At 45.4% G+C, this 3,076-nt stretch carries 3 protein-coding genes; all 3 read left to right on the top strand.

Annotated elements, in window-relative coordinates:
• Window positions 1-953: AEC family transporter (locus ENN47_11890; GenBank protein HDP78852.1), on the top strand; the 953-nt coding region annotated here is incomplete at its 5' end.
• Window positions 954-1,071: 118 nt separating this feature from the next.
• Window positions 1,072-2,331 (top strand): patatin-like phospholipase family protein, encoded by a 1,260-nt coding sequence (locus ENN47_11885; protein ID HDP78851.1) that lies wholly within the window; start codon window positions 1,072-1,074, stop codon window positions 2,329-2,331.
• 4 nt (window positions 2,332-2,335) lie between these two features.
• Window positions 2,336-2,923 carry a hypothetical protein gene (locus ENN47_11880; GenBank protein ID HDP78850.1) on the top strand — a complete coding sequence of 196 codons (588 nt, stop codon included), beginning with the start codon at window positions 2,336-2,338 and terminating at the stop codon, window positions 2,921-2,923.
• The last annotated feature ends 153 nt before the right edge of the window (window positions 2,924-3,076 follow it).

Raw genomic sequence — 3,076 nt, 5'->3', positions numbered from 1 at the left:
TCTCCTTGTTTGATTCTTTAGTATGCGGGTTTATAATCCTCTTAATGGCAGAAATCGTCTCGAAAGTACTTACTTTCTTTGTGCTAATAGGAATTGGCTTCATATTGAGGAGAACTAATCTGGTTGACGATCTGTTCACGAAGGGGGTCTCCAGATTCGTTCTTTACGTAACTCTTCCCGCTCTGATAATCGATTCGATGAATTTTGAATACTCTTACGAAATGTTTTCTAACTCCGTGATATTGTTAATGGCTGGGGGAGCCTTGTATCTGATTCTCTGGTTTCTGGGAGCAGTTTCATCAAGGATTCTCAAGCTCACCGGAGATTCGAGAAGCGTCTTTCTATATGCAGTTCTATTTGGAAACGTTGCCTACATGGGATATCCCGTTGTCGAACTAATTATCGGGAAGGAGGGGGTTTTCTACAGCGCGGTCTTCAATATCTGGTTCAATGTGCTTACATGGACAGTCGGCGTGCGAATTATGTCGCGTGAGGCGGGCTCCTCGACAAGAAAAGCCTTTCTCAATCCTGGAATGATTTCAGTATTCATCGGTCTGATCCTCTTCTTCACTCCGTTAAAGCTTCCCCTGTTTCTTGATGAAGCCCTTGCTCTTCTGGGGCAAAGCACAATTCCTTTAGCCATGGTAGTTGCGGGTATTATTTTGGCAAGCGCAAAACTCTCCACGGTATTGAAGAGCAGGATTGTTATTTTCTACAGTCTCGTTAAGTTGTGCATTGCGCCGGTCATTGTTTTCTTTCTTTTGTCTGCCGTCGAAATGCCCTCGATGGTGGAAAGAATATTGATAATCATGAGCGCGATGCCCGCAGCAGCTAACACGTCAATATTTGCAAGGATTTTCGACTCTGATTACGAGCTTTCCTCCAAACTAATCGCATCTTCAACTCTCTTTTCTCTGATAACTATCCCCCTGATCATCTCTTTTCTTGATTGAAAAGGCGAGATATTCTCTCTCGCTTTCTATTTGGGTCTCAATAATGCTATTATCCCTCTATAGAAGCCAATAAAGAGAGGTGTTATGCGTGAAGAGACTTCTTGTTATCTTTGTCTTTATGGTTCCACTAATACTTTTTTCGCGGAGTTCAGGTCTCGTCCTTTCCGGGGGAGGAGCAAAGGGCGGCTATGAAATCGGTGCCTGGAAAGCTCTTCTAGATCTTGGGATTGAAATTGGAGGAGTCTATGGCACTTCGGTGGGCTCTCTGAACGCAGCGGCAGTAGCACAGGGAGATTTCGAAAAAGCGCTGGAGGTCTGGAGAAACATATCTGAAGAAAGTGTTATGAAACCGACGCAAGCGCAGCAGAAGTTAATCGAGGCATATGCTGGAGCTTCCGACTGGAGCCTAGGTGAGCTTTATCAGGGAGCTGTTGACGTAATCAATGAAGGCATAGATGTGACACCTCTCAAGGGGCTGCTCAGCTCTTTGATATCCGAAGAAGCCGTGAGAAACTCTTCGATGGATTTCGGACTTGTGACTTTCGATCTGACCGATGTGAGACCTGAAATGCTCTTTATTGAAGACATACCACTAGGATCTCTAGTAGATTACATTATGGCTAGCGCAGATTTCCCCGGGTTCAGGACAGTAGTCATCGACGGGAAGGCCTTTGTTGACGGAGGCGTATACTCCAATCAGCCCGTAGAGATGGCTTTGGAAAGAGGTTTTAGAGATATCATTCTTGTCGATATCGGCAGAATTGCTTTGAGAGATAGGATTGCTAAGTTCCAGGCTTATCTCTCCGGAGCTAAGCTAACCCATATTAGACCGAGAGTAATGTATGGGAGTACCTTGGATTTCGACGCCGAGAAGACAAGGCTGCAGAAAGAAGAGGGCTATCTCGATACGCTCGCTGCTTTCGGTCTTCTGAAAGGTGAATACACATACATCTTCGAAGATCGAGATGTATTCAAAGACATGTTTGATTCTCTATCTGAAGACGAAAAGACTGCTGCTGTGGAGATCGTCAGTGATCTCAAAGACTGGGATGATCCCGACAAGTTTTATTCTGAGTTAATATCATCTCTCGGAAAGATCTACAAGAGGGACGATCCTATGATTATTGTGGTTGACGAGTTAGTTTCCATGCTGGAGATTCCCTCACTTTTTCTGTACAGCATCGGAGAGGTCCTCGACCAACTGAAGAAGGCTTATGATGAGAACGGTTTTAAGAGCCATGAAGTCTCGCTCATACCCTATGGAAGAATGCTTGACTTTGTCCTCTTCTTGCACGACAAAGCTGAAGTACCTTTACCTCCTGAGGAATTCGCGATGTTCAAATCCTCCTTCATGATTCTTGAGGGAGTTGAGGAGTGAAAAAATGAAGTGGATTCTATTGATTCTGATCGTTGTGATAATTATTTCTGGTTGCGTGCCAATGGCTCTAATGATGGAGCCGGAAATTTTGCCAAGGGGTACTCTGAAACAGGCAGTCGGAATGGACCTTATCGTAGCATTTGATGAACTGATTGTCGCTCCTTGGAGTTTCCAGTATCTTGCAAGGATGGGATTGACCGAGTATCTCGAGGGTTCTTTGAGAGTGGCCATTCCGAGTATCTTCATATCTGCGCCTGCAGCAACCGTTGAAGCAGGGGCAAAACTGGGAATTCCCGGCTTGAGAAACGCAGCAATTCACATGAGCGGTGGAGTCTTCTTTGGAAAGAGGCCCAGCGGAATTAGTGGCGATGATTATTTCATACCTTTCCTCAGAATATCTCCGATGGCTGGAATCTATATTCAAGACTGGATGGTAGGGGCAAAACTCCAGCTGTTTGTTGCAAATGAGGTGGGTGTGATTCCAGGTCTATTTCTAACTAACGGAAAATTCTATTTTGAAATCGATATTCCATTTGCTGAAAGTACTTCAAGTCCAGATGGGGGCCTGTTTGGGATCGCCGTCGCCTTCTAGTGTGGCGACTGCGGCTTTCTAGAATTCAATTCGAGACTCTTACTTAGGTAGAAGACTAGGAAGTGATGCCACCTTCGGTGGGACGCATTGCACTGAAAAGCATCAGTGGACGCAAGGCTGGCGAAGACCACGCCAGGTCGCAATGCCCGGAGA

This window comes from Mesotoga infera, assembly GCA_011045915.1.
Classification (GTDB): Bacteria; Thermotogota; Thermotogae; order Petrotogales; family Kosmotogaceae; genus Mesotoga; species Mesotoga infera_D.
Note: the sequence above shows the minus strand (reverse complement) of the source record. Positions and strands in the feature narration are given on the sequence as shown.